This is a genomic window from Streptomyces sp. NPDC037301, assembly GCF_055602785.1.
The window spans coordinates 230,880-244,440 of sequence record NZ_JBVJWD010000004.1 but is presented as its reverse complement, the minus strand read 5'-3'; the positions used below and the strand labels follow the sequence as shown (position 1 = coordinate 244,440).

Here is a 13,561-nt window from a genome sequence, read left to right as displayed (position 1 = left end):
CCTACGCCTGCCCCAGCACCTCGTCGAACGCCTTGCTCCAGCCCGTCTCCGCGCCCCAGTTGTCCTCCGCCCGCGACAGGAGCAGGACCCTGGCGGGTACGCCGGCCGCCGCGTACGCGGCCAGTCTGTGGTGGCCGTCGAGGACGGCGGCCACCAGGAAGCGCTCGGAATACTCGGCCTCGACGTAGATGTCCTCGACCCAGGCGAGGGCCAGGGCGGCGGGGCGGTGGCCTGCCGTGATCGCCGAGGTGTACCGGGCCACCGTGTCCGCGTCGAGCGCGTCCAGCGGCTGGGACGGGAGCAGTACGCCGTACGTCGGGGTCTCGCCGGGGATGCGGTCGCGCAGCTGGAAGTGGTCGGTGCCCGGCCAGTCGTCGAGGGGGTCCTCGGTGTACGGCTCGGCGTCCACGCGCAGCTCGTGGCGCCGGGCCCACCACGACGCCTCCGGGTCGGTCACCCGCTCCAGGGCGAGGTCGGCCAGGTGGGCGCGGTAGTGGCCGGTCGGGAGCTCCTCGATGAGGGGAGCAGCGGCGTCGAGGGCGCCGGAGCCCAGGTCGTCGAGGTCGGCCAGCGCGGTGCGCAGGCGGTCCGCGCCCTCCCGGGCCGCCCGGGGCGGCCAGCCGAGGAGGGACATCGTCGTCTCGCAGGTGCCGCAGTCCGAGCCGACGTGATAGACCCGCTCCCCGTCGATACGGAGGGACTTGCCCCAGCGGGGCCAGGACGAGCCGGGCGCGGGCGGGTCGTAGTCGATCCGGATCCTGCCCCGGCCGTCCTCGACAGTGAAGCGTGCGTGGCGCGGGGAGTCGAGTGTGACCGGGCCGATCGACGGCGGGTAGTGGTGGTCGAGTCGGCGCTCCGACCAGGCGCGGTTCACGAGCTCGCCGTACTCGCCGTCCGGAGGAGTCAGGGGCAGCAGCGGGCTCTGGCCCGTCAGGGCGACCAGGGCGTGGTGCACATCGCCCGCCGAGGTCCGCTTCTCCGCCAGCTCCCGCAGGAGGTGGGGTATCGCGGCGGGGTCGTCCAGCAGTTCCAGGGCCACGACGAAGGCGCCGTACTCCAGTCCTGTCAGGCCGGGGAGGCGTTGCGCGATCGGCACCGTCCACTCCCCGGCTCCGAGCCGCCCCAGTGCCAGGGCCGCGCGCCCGCGCAAGGCCTTGTGGTCCAGCAGGTCTCCGAGGAACGGCGCGAAGTCGGGAGCGTCGGACAGGCCCATGGCGTCCACGAGGGGTTCCCTCGCGCCGAGCTCCTCGGCTAGGCGGTGCAGCTCGGCCGCCGGAAGCTTCAGTCGCCGCTGCACCGCCGTGCCCAGCAGCTCCACCGCGCCGTCGTCGCCGCTCCCGCCCAGCAGGCGCAGGAGCACCGGGACAGCCGGTTCGCCGAGGGCCCCGAGCAGCCACGAGAGGTGACGCCGCTCATCCTTCGACGCCTGGCCGTATCGGGCCTCGACGGCGCCGGGCAGATCGGCCGGCGCCTCCTCGGCCAGCACAAAGAGAGCGCTCCAGATGCCGTCCGCCGCAAGCGCCGCGTCCAGGCGCGCCCGTGTGGTGCCGTCCATGTCCCCCACCCCGCTCACTTCACTTCTTGGCGTGCTCGCCCACGTAGAACAGGATCCAGATGAAGCCCGCGAAGAGATGCGTGGCGAAGACGTAGACGAAGACGCGCAGGGCCACGCCGCGCTCCTTCCAGCGCTCGCTCTCGCCGCCGCTCCCGCTCACTGCCCTGCCTCCGTCAAAAGTGCGGCCCGTGGCCGGTCCGCGCGTCCCGTCCAGGGTACGCACCGGCCCGAAGACCCCGCGGAATAGGTCAGGGGGGTGCTCCGTTGTAGGGTGTGCCCACATAGTTCAAAGTTCAACAAACCTGGAGGCGGGCGCCATGGAGTTCGGGATCTTCACCGTCGGAGACGTCACTACCGACCCGACGACCGGCAGGACACCGAGCGAGCACGAGCGGATCAAGGCCACCATCGCCATCGCCCAGAAGGCGGAGGAGGTCGGGCTGGACGTCTTCGCGACCGGCGAGCACCACAACCCGCCGTTCGTCCCGTCCTCGCCGACGACCACGCTCGGCTACATCGCCGCCCGCACCGACCACATCATCCTGTCCACGTCCACGACGCTGATCACCACCAACGACCCGGTGAAGATCGCCGAGGACTACGCGACGCTCCAGCACCTCGCGGACGGCCGCGTCGACCTGATGATGGGCCGCGGCAACACCGGACCGGTCTACCCCTGGTTCGGCAAGGACATCCGCCAGGGCATCCCGCTCGCCATCGAGAACTACGCCCTGCTGCACAAGCTGTGGCGCGAGGACGTCGTCGACTGGGAGGGCAAGTTCCGTACGCCGCTGCAGTCCTTCACCGCGACCCCGCGCCCGCTGGACGGCGTCCCGCCGTTCGTCTGGCACGGATCCATCCGCTCCCCGGAGATCGCGGAGCAGGCCGCGTACTACGGGGACGGCTTCTTCCACAACAACATCTTCTGGCCCATCGAGCACACCAAGAAGATGGTGGACCTCTACCGGCAGCGGTACGCGCACTACGGGCACGGCACCGCCGAGCAGGCCATCGTCGGTCTCGGCGGCCAGGTGTTCATGCGGAAGAACTCGCAGGACGCGGTACGGGAGTTCCGCCCGTACTTCGACAACGCACCGGTCTACGGACACGGCCCTTCCCTGGAGGACTTCTCCCAGCAGACCCCGCTGACCGTCGGCTCCCCGCAGGAGGTCATCGAGCGGACCCTGTCCTTCCGGGATGCCGTCGGCGACTACCAGCGCCAGCTGTTCCTGATGGACCACGCGGGGCTGCCGCTGAAGACGGTCCTGGAGCAGCTCGACATCCTCGGCGAGGCGGTCGTCCCGGTGCTGCGCAAGGAGTTCGCCAACCTGCGGCCGGCCGGAGTCCCGGACTCCGCCCCCGTACACCCGGCCGTCGCCGCCCGCACGGCCACGAAGGAGGCCTGACCACCGTGTCCACCGTGTCCACCGTGTTCGCCACCGAACCCCTGAGGATCGTCGCCGTGTCGGCCGGGCTCAGCAGCCCCTCGTCGACCCGGCTGCTGGCCGAGCGGCTGGCCGGCGCCGCCCGCGAGCGTCTGATGGCCGAGCAGGACCGCACGGTCGAGGTCCGGATGATCGACCTGCGCGACCTGGCCGTCGACATCGCCAACCACCTGGTCACCGGGTTCCCGCCCAGCACGCTGGACGAGGCGATCAAGGAGGTGACGGAGGCGGACGGCCTGATCGCCGTCTCGCCCGTCTTCACCGCCTCGTACAGCGGACTGTTCAAGTCGTTCTTCGACCTGATCGACAACACGGCGCTGACCGGCAAGCCCGTCGTCATCGCGGCGACGGGGGGCACCGCGCGCCACTCCCTCGTCCTGGAACACGCGATGCGTCCGCTCTTCGCCTACCTGCGGGCCACCGTCGTACCGACCTCCGTGTACGCGGCATCGGAGGACTGGGGCTCGTCCGGCGACGAGTACACCGACGGCCTGCCGTCCCGCATCCGGCGTGCGGGCGGCGAGCTCGCGACCATGATCACGGGTGGCCGGGCGGCCTCCGGGGCGTCGAGGGCGCTCGGGCTCGACGGCGAGGTCGTGCCGTTCGAGCAGCAACTCGCCGACCTCCGGCTGGACTGAGGGGACCCGCCATTCGAAGCCCTGTCCGGTTTGATTAGAGTTGGACCGAAAGATGCGTCGTGCGAGATCTTCTCGCACGACGCCTCTGCGCACTGAGCCGAACCGAGCTGGAGGCAGAGATGGGCAGGATCGTGGTGGGCGTTGACGGCTCCGAGTCGTCGATCAAGGCACTGCACTGGGCCGTACGCCAGGCGGAACTGACCGGTGACACGGTGGAGGCCGTCAACAGCTGGGAGTACCCCGCGACCAGCTGGGCGTCCATGATGCCGGGCATGCCGGAGGACTTCGACCCGCAGGCGGTGGCGACCGTATCCCTCACCGAGGCACTGGAGGAGGCCCTGGGCGCCGAGGGCGCGGCCGCGGTCAGCAAGGTCGTGGTGATCGGCAACCCGGCCCAGTCCCTGCTGGAACGAGCCAAGGGCGCGAATCTGCTGGTCGTCGGGGCTCGGGGCTACAGCGGCTTCAAGGCGACCCTGCTCGGCTCGGTCAGCCTCCATGTCACCCAGCACGCGCCGTGCCCGGTGACGGTCGTACGCGACTGACCGCAACCGCGTGGCAGATGAGGACGGGCCCGCGCCCTGTGCGGGCCCGTCCTCATGTCGGCGCGGCCCCACCCGTGCCACCTCGCGCTCCACCCCGTGCCCCCTCTCGCCCCGTACCTGCTCATGCCGAAGGGGAAGCCGCGGCACCGATGATGCCGGGGCTTCCCCCACGGAGAAGGTCAAGGATGCGGCGGAAGACGCGCTCACGTCTTCTCTCGCGTGTAGAAGATGTAGAAGGTCGTGATGAACATCCCGAGGCCGACCGCAAGTCCCAGCGCCGAGGACCGCAGCACGCTCGAATCGGTCAGCCCGACCAGCAGGCCGATCGCCGCGGCTGTCAGCGCGCCGTACACCACCGCCCGCGCCAGGGGGATCATGGTGTGCTGGATCCGGCCCAGCCCGAAACAGAGAACGGCGAGCACCACCGCACCGATCAGGCCGTACCAGAACTGCCGGCCGCCGCTCGCGCCGTTGTTGCGGAGGATGAACGAGGCGTAGAGGCCGTACGCCGCGCCCAGCGTGACGGGTATGGCCCAGGCGCGCGCGCTGTGCCGACGTTCACTTGACCCGGCCCCGGCCCGTCCACGGGTCGGCATCGCTGCATGAGTCGCCATGGCGGAGAACTCCTTCCGTCGCCCCTTTTCCCTCCAGAGCACACCCGGCTGCGCCGCCCGGCAACTCGGATGGCGTAGGACCCGGGGCGCGCCGCTCCCGTACGGGATTCCCTGGAGAGGTGCGGACGTATCTCTCGGCGGCTTGGGCGGTGGTGGTGCTGGTGCTGCTCGCCGTGCTCGTCCCGCTGAGCGCATTCTCCGCCTGGGTGGATCTGGAGATCGACAACACGGACCGTTACGTCGCCGCGGTGGCCCCGCTCGCCTCCGACCCCGAGGTGCGGAGCACTGTCGGCAACCTCATCACCGACGCGACGATGACGCAGATCGACGCCGGGCCGCTCCAGAGCACCGTGCGGGACTTCCTGCACGAGGCGGTGATGTCCTTCACCACCACCGACGCCTTTCAGGCCGTGTGGAACGCCGCCAACCGCACCGCCCACAAGGCCGTCACCGCCGCGCTGAACGGCAACACCGGCGAGGCCGTGACCATCGATCTGGCGCCCGTGACCGAGCAGGTCAAACAGAACCTGGAAGCGAACGGGGTGCCGTTCGCCGACCAGATCCCGGTCCAGCACACCGACATCACGATCGTCTCCGCCGACCGGGCCGACCAGCTGCGCCAGACCTTCCGGTGGCTGCGGGCCGGCAGCATCTGGCCCGCCGTGGGCACGGTCGTGTTCGCCGTCCTGACCGTGGTCGTGGCCTGGGTGCGCGGCGGACCGGGGCGCGGGCGCTCCGCGCTCGCCGCGCTCTCGGCCACGGCGGTGGCCGGGTCCGGTTTCGCGCTGGGGGCACTCGTGCTGCGCGCGGTGATCGCGGTCGCCCGCGACCGGGTGCTGTCCGAGGTGCCGGACGGCGAGACGGGCAGTGTGGCGGCGGTGTACGACGCGCTGACGAGCTCGCTGCGCACGACCGTGTGGATCGTGTTCGCCACGGGGCTGGCGGTGGCGCTGTGCGCGGTGCTCGGACGGCTGTGGGCGGCGCGCAAGGTGCACGCCGGCGGGCAGCGTCCGTAGCGGACCTGGTTCGACGTGCGGCGGCGGGCGGGCCGGGGAAGAGTGGTTCTCGTGACTGTCGGATCGGGGACGACTGAGAGGTCTTCCACATGCGAGCCATAGCCGTCAGCGCATTCCGGGCCGACCCCGCACTGGTCGAGATGCCCAAGCCCGAGCCGAAAGCCGGTGAGGTACGGGTCAGGATCGAGTACGCCGCACTCAACCCGTGCGACTGGCAGGCCGCACAGGGCTCCCTGGACGACGGACTCGCCCCGCGTGTGTTCCCACTGGTCGTCGGCGTGGACTTCGCCGGCCGGGTGGACATGATCGGCAGCGGCGGGAACCGTTTCCGGGTCGGCGACCAGGTCTTCGGCCGGGTGGCCGGGCCCGCGTCCGGAGCCGGTACCTACTGCGACTACGTGTCCGTACCGCAGGACTCCGCCATCACCCTCGTCCCGGACGGCCTCCCCCTCCGGACCGCGGCGGCGCTGCCGTCCGCCGGGATGACGGCCGCCGAGATCCTGGAGATCGCCGTGCTCCGCGGCCACGAGAGCCTGCTGGTCATCGGGGCGGCGGGGGGCGTCGGCAGTTATCTGACCCAGCTCGCGTCGGCCCGCGACGTACGTGTGCTGGCGGCCGTGCGCGGCGACGAACGCAAGCGGATGGCGGCCCTGGGCGCCACCGTCACGATCGACACCACGGACCGCCCCCTCGAAGCGGCGGTACGGGAGACCTGCCCGGACGGCGTCGACGCACTCGTCGACCTGGTCTCCACCACCCCGGACGCCTTCGCCGCCCGTGCCGCGCTGGTACGCGGCGGCGGGATCGCCCTCACCACGCGGGGCGTCGCCGCCGAAGCCGCCCTCCCCGCGGACGTGACCGGCATCGACTTCCGGCTCGAACCCACCCCGGTCCTGCTCGACGTCCTGGCCGAGGGAGCCGCCGAGGGCGTACTGCGCGTGCCCATCGACATCGAACTCCCGCTGGAGAAGGCCCCGCAGGCCCTCGACCGGAACCGGACGGGCGGCGCACGCGGCAAGACGGTCATCGTGCTCTGATTCCACGCCCCGCGCACGGGACCCGAAGGAGGCGCCATGGACGACCAGGAACGCGACATCATCGACAACATCGGCGGACTCATCTCCGAGGAACGGGACCTGCGCAACCGCTCCACCCAGAACATGGGCCTCACCGAGGAAGAGAAGTCCCGCCTGCGTACGGTGGAGGTCCGGCTCGGCCAGTGCTGGGACCTGTCGCGCCGGCGCCGCGCCCTCAGTGAGTTCGGCGAGGACCCGTCCGGGGCGGAGGTCCGGCCGGCCGACGAGGTCGAGGGCTACTGGGGCTGAACGCACGACACAGGGGGACGCGTTGACCGACACGGAGACGGAATCCGGACGCAGGCGCGCCGCACCACCGCCCTGGCTTCTGAGCGGACTTCGCCCCCAGTCATCCACCCCCATCCCCTGGGCCGCGGTCGTCCGCGCCTCCGTCGCCCTGGCCGCACCGCTCGCCGTCGGCTTCGCGCTGGACCGGTCCGCGTACGGCGCACTCGTCTCCATGGGTGCGCTCTCCGGCGTCGTCGGCGACACCGCCGACGCGTACCGGATGCGTATCCTCAACATCGCCGTACCGCAGCTCTTCGGCGCGCTCGGCATCATGCTCGGCACGCTGGTGTTCGGGACCGGCTGGGCGGCCGTCGCCGCGCTGACCCTCGTCGCTCTGGTCTCCGGAATGATGTCGACGATCGGCGCCGTCGCCTCCGTGTCCGGGCTGCTGCTCCTGCTCAACGCGGTGGTCGGCGCCGGGCTCCCGATGCCGAACCCCTGGTGGGTGGCGCCGCTGCTGCTGACGGTCGGCGGTCTGTTCGTCCTCACCATGTCGCTGCTGGCGTGGCCGCTGCGCCGGAAACTGCCGGAACGGGTCGCGGTCGCGGGCACCTACCTCGCGGTCGCCGACATGCTCGCCGCCGCAGGCACCGATGCGTACGAGGAGCAGCGGCAGGCCGTCACCCAGTCCCTCAACACCTCGTACGACCTGATCCTGGCCCGCCGGGCCCGCTACCACGGCCGCAGCAACGCCGGGGTGCGGCTGCTCGCCCAGCTCAATGTCGTCATCCCGCTCGTCGAGGCGGCGCCCGCGGTACATGTCCGGCGGCGCCCGCTCCCGGACGAGATCCCGGCGGCGGTACGTGAACTGGCCGCTGCCGTCGAGGAGGGCCGCACCGGAGGCGCCAGACCCGGCCTGCCCTCCCCGGACTCACCCGCCACCCGGGCGTTGGACAGCGCGCTGCGGCACGCGGCGGCCGTCGTGCACAAGGCCGACCCCGATCCGTACAACGTGGACGACCGGCTCGGACGCCCCGCCGCGCTCGGAGTACGGATCCGGCGGACGACGCGCGATGTGCTGCTGTCCGGGCCCTCGTGGCGGTACGGGCTGCGCCTCGCCCTCTGTATCGGCCTGGCCCAGGCGCTGACCTCGCTGGTCCAGGTGGAGCGCTCCTACTGGGTCGCGCTGACCGTCACGTTCGTCCTGAAGCCGGACTTCGGGTCGGTGTTCTCGCGGGCCGTCCTGCGCTCGGTGGGCACGACAGCCGGTCTCGTGATCGCCGCACCGGTGCTCGCCGAGGTGCCCATCGGCTGGTGGGACGTGCCGGTGATGGTGGTGCTCGCCGCCCTGATCCCGGCGCTCACGGCGAAGGGGTACGCGTTCCAGACCGCGGCCATCACCCCGGTCATCCTGCTCCTGTCCGACCTGCTGAACCACCAGGGCGTCCAGTTGGTCTGGCCGCGCTTCCTGGACAGCCTGATCGGCTGCGCCATCGTGCTGGTGGCGGGCTATCTGCTGTGGCCGGAGAGCTGGCACGTCCGGGTCGGCCACCGGCTCGCGGACGCGGTGACGGACATCGCCGGCTATGTGGCGGACGCGTTCGAGCCGGGCGGCTCCGGTGACCGCGCGGAACGGGTGCGGGCCCGGCGCCGTATCTACCGCGATCTGTCCGTCATACGTTCCGAATTCCAGCGCGCCCTGACAGAACCGCCCCCGGTCGGCACCCGCGCCGCCGCGTGGTGGCCGCTGGTCGTCGCGGTCGAACGCATCGTGGACGCGACGACGGCGGCCCGGGTCCGCGTCAACCACGGAGCACCGGAACCGCCCGCCGCGGAGGTGGCCGAGATCCAGCGGCAACTACGGGAACTGGCGGACGGGATACGTGCGAGCGAGACCCTGGTCGGCGTACGCGCCGAACTGCCGGGCGACGAGGAGGGGGTGCTGGCTCCGCTGCGCCAGGAGGTGGCTGCGGCGAGGGCGATCGCCTCACCTCAGCCGTAGCCGCGCTCTCCGCAGGCCCGTCCGGGGTGCACGATCAAGTCGGGCCCGTCCGGGGCGCACCATCAAGCCCGTCCGGCGGTTGAGGGCAATCCTTATCAGCCCGTCCGGCGCTCGAGGACAGAACGGCCACCGGACGGCCCCGGTCACCACGTCACCCCGTGGGCCCGGCCCCCCGCAACCGCTCCATCTCCCGCCGGTCCCGCTTCGTCGGCCGCCCCGCGCCCCGGTCCCGCACCGGAACCTGGATCGCCACCTCGCGCGGCGGCGGGGGCGGGCTGTTGTCGATGAAGCAATCCGCCGCCACCGGAGGGCCGACCCGCTTCTTCACGATCTTCGACACGACGACGATCCGGTCCCGGCCCGCGTGCCGGAGCCGTACCTCGTCGCCGACGTGCAACACCTGGGCGGGCTTGGCGCGCTCGCCGGCGACCTTCACATGTCCCGCGCGGCAGGCGGCAGCGGCCTGCGAGCGGGTCTTCGTCAGCCGGACCGACCAGATCCAGACGTCGACCCGAACGCTTCCCTCCGCCTGCGGCGCCTCACCGGAAACCATGCAACCGACTCTAGTGCGGCACGCGCGTCAGGTCAGGTCATGCGGGTCAGGTCATGCGGATCAGCCGAAGTCGCTGATCACCTCGGCCATGTTGTAGCTGTACACCTCACGTTTGCACGCTCCGCATTTCCGGAAAACATCGCGCCCGCCGCCACGGCACAGGCCGCAAGACGTCTTCTGCGGGATCGTTTTCCCATGTGAGGGCCCTTCTTGATAACGCATGCGGATAAAACAGACAACGGTGCGTCTGGCTATTTGTCAGACGCACCGGCCGCACACGCTGACAAGGCAACTCGGGACCGGATAGGCACATTTGAACGACGCACATCAGGCCCGCACGGCATGCGCACAGGACTCGGTCAGGGATCGGTTGCGGCTCAGTTGTCCCACGGGCGGGCCGCACCGCCGAACGGCCGGATCCGGCCGCTAACCTTACGTATCCGCCCTGGCCAGGGATGAATCCCGCAGGTCGGACATTTATCGCACCCAACTCACGCGAAAGGCCTCGCCCATGGGCATTCGGAGCTTGCTGCGCAAGGTGTTCGGCCGCGACCGCGCGGAGCAGGACGCGCCGGCGCCGACGGCCACGGTCCCGCCCCAGACCGAACGCACCGCACCCGCGGAGTCGGAGCCGGTCACGGTAACGGTGGACGAGTCGGCTGCGGAGACCGCCTCGGTGCGCGAAACCGCCTCGGCCACCAAGGCCTCGGTACCGGCCCCCACCTCTCACCGGTCTGCCACCGGCGACAGCGGTCTGGCATCGGACCTGGTGGCGGCGGCCTTCGACAAGGCGTCCATCGCCACGGTCCCGGCACAGGGCTCGGCCCCGAAGCCGAAACCGAAGCCGGCGGAGCCGGAGCCGGAGGCCGAGTCTGCGGAGCCGGTGGCTGCGAAGCCCGACGAGGTCGAGGTCGAGCCGGTGGCTGCGGAGCCGGAGCCGGAGGCTGCACCCGCTGCCGAGGTCGAGCCGGAGGCCGCGCCTACTGCCGCCGAGGCAGAGGCTCCCGCCGAGCCGCAGCCCGAGGCCCCCACCGAGCCGGAGGTTGCACCCACCGCCGAGACCGAGCCTGAACCGGTCACCGCCGAGGCCGAGCCGGAGCCGGTGGCCGCACCCGCCGCCGAGCTGGAGCCCGTTGAGGTCGAGGCCCCCACCGAGCCGGAGGTTGCACCCACCGCCGAGACCGAGCCGGAGCCCGTCGCCGCCGAGACCGAGCCGGAGCCGGTTGAGGTCGAGACCGAGCCGGAGCCCGTCGCCGCCGAGGCCGAGCCGGAGCCCGTTGAGGTCGAGGCCGAGCCGGAGCCGGTGGCCGCACCCCCCGCCAAGGTCGAGCCGGAGCCCGAGCCCGTCGCCGCCGGGGCCGAGGCCCCCACCGAGGTCGAGCCGGAGGCCGCGTCCACTGCCGTCGAGGCCGAAGCCCCCGCCGAGCTGGAGCCCGTCGCCGCCGAGGCCGAGCCGGAGCCGGTGGCCGCACCCGCCACCAAGGTCGAGCCGGAGCCCGAGCCCGTCGCCGCCGAGGCCCCCGCCGAGGTCGAGCCGGAGACCACGTCCACTGCAGTCGAGGCCGAGGTCGAAGCCCCCGCCGAGGTCGAGCCGAAGGCCGAAACCCCGGCCGACACGGCCCCCGAAGCAACCCCGGCTGCCGAGCCCGCCCTCCCCCTCGCCCAGGTCAAGTCCCACGCGCCCGGGCTCGTCGACTCGTACAAGGCCGCCCAGGCCGGGCTGGAGGCGCACGGGCTGACCGGGCTGCGCGCCACCGTCTACCTGGTCCTCGACCGCTCCGGCTCCATGCGGCCGTTCTACAAGGACGGCAGCGCCCAGCACCTGGGCGACCGCACCCTGGCCCTCGCCGCCCACCTGGACGAGAACGCCACCGTCCCCGTCGTCTTCTTCTCGACCGACATCGACGGCACCGGCACGGTCGACCTCACCTCGCACGAGGGCCGGATCGACGAGCTGAACGCGGGCCTGGGCCGCCTCGGCCGTACGAACTACCACCGCGCCGTCGAAGAGGTCGTCGCGCACTACGAGAAGTCGGAGGCCACCGGCCCCGCCCTGGTGATCTTCCAGACGGACGGCCCTCCGGACGCCAAGCAGCCCGCCAAGCAGGCGCTGGCCGAGGCGGCACGGCTGCCGCTGTTCTTCCAGTTCGTCGCGTTCGGCGACGAGGACGCGAAGGGCTTCGACTTCCTGCGGAAGCTGGACATCCCGAACGCCGGGTTCTTCCACGCGGGCCCCGCCCCCCGCGAGGTCGCGGACACCACGTTCTACCGCGAGGTCCTCGCCGCCCTCCCCGCCTGGATCACGGCCCGCGAAGCTGCGGCCGAGAACTGATCCACCGGCAGGCGTACGGTCACGGCGAGCCCGCCCTCGGGGCCCGGCACCGCCGTGACCGTACCGCCGTGCGCCACAGCGATAGAACGAACGATCGAGAGACCGAGCCCCGACCCGCGCCCCATCCGGTCCTTGCCCTCGCCCCGCCGGAACGGCTCGAACAGCCCGGGGATGTCCGCCGCGTCCACCACCGGCCCGGTGTTGCGCACCTCCAGCAGCACCCCGTCGCCCGCCGTCACCAGGGACACCTCCACCGTCCCGTCGGGCACGTTGTACGTGACGGCGTTGGCCAGCAGATTCGCCACCAGCTGGGCGAGCAGCAGCCGGTTCCCCCGTACCGCACAGGGCCCGGCATCGACCTTCACTCCCGGGTGCCGGGCCACCTCCTCCGCCACCACCTGGGCAAGGTCCACCGCTTCCCGCTCGCCCGCGGCGAGCCCGCGCTCGCTGCGCGCCAGGACCAGCAGCCCCTCGATGAGCCGCTCGCTGCGCCGGTTGTTGTCCAGGAGCGTCTGCCGGGTCCGTACGAGATCCTCCTGGGACGGATCGTCGAGGCCGATCTGGATCGCGGTCCGCTGGGTGGCGAGCGGTGTCCGCAGCTCGTGCGAGGCGTTGGCGATGAAACGCCGCTGGCTGTCGAACGCCTTCTCCAGCCGGGCCAGCAGCGCGTCGAGCGTGTCGCCGAGCTCCTTCAGTTCGTCGTCGGGGCCGCTGGACGCGATCCGTTCGTGCAGGGTGTGCTCGGAGAGCCGGCGCGCCTTCGCGGTCATGGCGTGGACGGGGCGCAGGACCCGCCCCGCGGTCCACCACCCCACGCCGACCGCGCAGGCCGTCATGACGAGCAGCGAGGCCGCGGACCACACGAGCAGCTGATGACCGGCCGCGTCGCTGACGTGGTCGGTGAGGTCGTAGACGGTGGGCGGCCCGAGGCTGCGCCGGGTGATGAGAGGGCCGTTCACCGCGTATCCGGGCTGGACGACCACGGCCGTGCGGGCGATGTCACGCGCCTGGGAGTCCGTACCCGCGCCGACGGCGAGGTTGACGGTGACGAGCAGCGCCGTCCCGAGCACCAGGAACACCCCGCCGTACACGAGCGCGATCCTCGTCCGGATCGTGGAGTGCTGGACGTGCGGAACGCGCGACAGACGCTTCACAGGGCGTACCCCACACCCTGCACCGTACGGATCAGGGCCGGGTCCCCGAGCTTCCCGCGCAGTTTGCTCATGCAGACGCGGACGGCGCCGGTGAACGGATCGGCGTTGGCGTCCCAGGCCCGCTCCAGCAGCTCCTCGGCGCTGACGGTCCCGCCGTCGGCCTCCAGCAGCAGTTGCAGCACCGAGAACTCCTTCGGCGAGAGGTCCAGCTCCCGCCCCTCCCGGGAAGCGGTGCGCCGTACGGTGTCGAGCCGGATGCCGTGCCGCTCCAGCTGCGGCGGTACGGGGCGGGGGGTGCGCCGCCGCAGCGCCCCCCCCCCCCACACCCACCCCGGGAAACCTAACAGATTTTCCCAACAGTCGCCTGCGCCGAGATCGAGAAACCTGACCCCTTTCTCCCCCGAAA

Annotated in this window: 13 protein-coding genes and 1 pseudogene; 8 read left to right on the top strand and 6 right to left on the bottom strand. The window is 71.8% G+C overall.

The window, feature by feature from the left end:
- Position 1: 1 nt before the first annotated feature.
- Together ACZ7IB_RS09865 and ACZ7IB_RS09860 are read right to left on the bottom strand one after the other, a co-directional pair.
- A complete protein-coding gene (locus ACZ7IB_RS09865) occupies positions 2-1,555 on the bottom strand; it encodes a hypothetical protein (protein WP_470910886.1) in 1,554 nt (517 codons plus the stop codon).
- A gap of 19 nt (positions 1,556-1,574) precedes the next feature.
- Positions 1,575-1,715, bottom strand: a complete 141-nt coding sequence (locus tag ACZ7IB_RS09860) for a DUF6126 family protein (RefSeq protein ID WP_256260242.1) — start codon at positions 1,713-1,715, stop codon at positions 1,575-1,577.
- Positions 1,716-1,872: 157 nt separating this feature from the next.
- Here ACZ7IB_RS09860 and ACZ7IB_RS09855 point away from each other — a divergent pair, with 157 nt between their 5' ends.
- The 3 genes from ACZ7IB_RS09855 (at position 1,873) to ACZ7IB_RS09845 (ending at position 4,180) form a co-directional block, all read left to right on the top strand.
- Positions 1,873-2,961, top strand: coding sequence for an LLM class flavin-dependent oxidoreductase (locus ACZ7IB_RS09855; protein ID WP_470910884.1), 1,089 nt, complete (start codon positions 1,873-1,875; stop codon positions 2,959-2,961).
- Positions 2,962-2,984: 23 nt separating this feature from the next.
- On the top strand, positions 2,985-3,638 hold the full coding sequence (locus tag ACZ7IB_RS09850; protein WP_470911184.1) for an FMN reductase: 654 nt from the start codon (positions 2,985-2,987) through the stop codon (positions 3,636-3,638).
- Positions 3,639-3,757: 119 nt separating this feature from the next.
- Entirely contained in the window at positions 3,758-4,180 is a 423-nt protein-coding gene (locus ACZ7IB_RS09845; RefSeq protein ID WP_327274239.1) for a universal stress protein, read from the top strand.
- A 203-nt stretch (positions 4,181-4,383) separates the two neighbouring features.
- On the opposite strand, the gene ACZ7IB_RS09840 is transcribed toward ACZ7IB_RS09845, so the two are convergent.
- Positions 4,384-4,794, bottom strand: a complete 411-nt coding sequence (locus ACZ7IB_RS09840; protein ID WP_470910881.1) for a hypothetical protein — start codon at positions 4,792-4,794, stop codon at positions 4,384-4,386.
- Between the two features lie 119 nt (positions 4,795-4,913).
- Between ACZ7IB_RS09840 and ACZ7IB_RS09835 the strand changes: the two genes are divergently transcribed.
- The 4 genes from ACZ7IB_RS09835 to ACZ7IB_RS09820 all read left to right on the top strand — a co-directional run bounded on the left by ACZ7IB_RS09835 (position 4,914) and on the right by ACZ7IB_RS09820 (position 9,116).
- On the top strand, positions 4,914-5,810 hold the full coding sequence (locus ACZ7IB_RS09835) for a hypothetical protein (RefSeq protein ID WP_470910879.1): 897 nt from the start codon (positions 4,914-4,916) through the stop codon (positions 5,808-5,810).
- An 89-nt stretch (positions 5,811-5,899) separates the two neighbouring features.
- Positions 5,900-6,847, top strand: coding sequence for an NADP-dependent oxidoreductase (locus tag ACZ7IB_RS09830; RefSeq protein WP_470910878.1), 948 nt, complete (start codon positions 5,900-5,902; stop codon positions 6,845-6,847).
- 36 nt (positions 6,848-6,883) lie between these two features.
- Entirely contained in the window at positions 6,884-7,135 is a 252-nt protein-coding gene (locus tag ACZ7IB_RS09825; RefSeq protein WP_470910876.1) for a DUF2630 family protein, read from the top strand.
- A 22-nt stretch (positions 7,136-7,157) separates the two neighbouring features.
- The gene (locus ACZ7IB_RS09820) at positions 7,158-9,116 is read left to right on the top strand and encodes an FUSC family protein (RefSeq protein WP_470910874.1); all 1,959 of its coding nucleotides are present in this window, start codon (positions 7,158-7,160) and stop codon (positions 9,114-9,116) included.
- A 151-nt stretch (positions 9,117-9,267) separates the two neighbouring features.
- Here the strand turns inward: ACZ7IB_RS09820 and ACZ7IB_RS09815 are convergent, their stop codons facing one another.
- On the bottom strand, positions 9,268-9,669 hold the full coding sequence (locus tag ACZ7IB_RS09815; protein ID WP_470910872.1) for an RNA-binding S4 domain-containing protein: 402 nt from the start codon (positions 9,667-9,669) through the stop codon (positions 9,268-9,270).
- A gap of 511 nt (positions 9,670-10,180) precedes the next feature.
- Between ACZ7IB_RS09815 and ACZ7IB_RS09810 the strand changes: the two genes are divergently transcribed.
- Complete coding sequence (locus tag ACZ7IB_RS09810; protein ID WP_470910870.1) at positions 10,181-12,001, top strand: VWA domain-containing protein; 1,821 nt, start codon at positions 10,181-10,183, stop codon at positions 11,999-12,001.
- On the opposite strand, the gene ACZ7IB_RS09805 is transcribed toward ACZ7IB_RS09810, so the two are convergent.
- Entirely contained in the window at positions 11,935-13,155 is a 1,221-nt protein-coding gene (locus ACZ7IB_RS09805; protein WP_470910868.1) for a sensor histidine kinase, read from the bottom strand. The genes ACZ7IB_RS09810 and ACZ7IB_RS09805 overlap by 67 nt on opposite strands.
- Positions 13,152-13,457: pseudogene (locus ACZ7IB_RS09800) on the bottom strand (winged helix-turn-helix domain-containing protein); the annotation flags it as partial. The pseudogene ACZ7IB_RS09800 and the gene ACZ7IB_RS09805, both read right to left, overlap by 4 nt.
- Positions 13,458-13,561 lie beyond the last annotated feature (104 nt).

Bases quoted from the DNA above. Each gene is read 5' to 3' on its own strand.
- ACZ7IB_RS09865 (WP_470910886.1), bottom strand. From the start codon at position 1,555: ATGGACGGCACCACACGGGCGCGCCTGGACGCGGCGCTTGCGGCGGAC.
- ACZ7IB_RS09855 (WP_470910884.1), top strand. From the start codon at position 1,873: ATGGAGTTCGGGATCTTCACCGTCGGAGACGTCACTACCGACCCGACG.
- ACZ7IB_RS09845 (WP_327274239.1), top strand. From the start codon at position 3,758: ATGGGCAGGATCGTGGTGGGCGTTGACGGCTCCGAGTCGTCGATCAAG.
- ACZ7IB_RS09840 (WP_470910881.1), bottom strand. From the start codon at position 4,794: ATGGCGACTCATGCAGCGATGCCGACCCGTGGACGGGCCGGGGCCGGG.
- ACZ7IB_RS09830 (WP_470910878.1), top strand. From the start codon at position 5,900: ATGCGAGCCATAGCCGTCAGCGCATTCCGGGCCGACCCCGCACTGGTC.
- ACZ7IB_RS09825 (WP_470910876.1), top strand. From the start codon at position 6,884: ATGGACGACCAGGAACGCGACATCATCGACAACATCGGCGGACTCATC.
- ACZ7IB_RS09815 (WP_470910872.1), bottom strand. From the start codon at position 9,669: ATGGTTTCCGGTGAGGCGCCGCAGGCGGAGGGAAGCGTTCGGGTCGAC.
- ACZ7IB_RS09810 (WP_470910870.1), top strand. From the start codon at position 10,181: ATGGGCATTCGGAGCTTGCTGCGCAAGGTGTTCGGCCGCGACCGCGCG.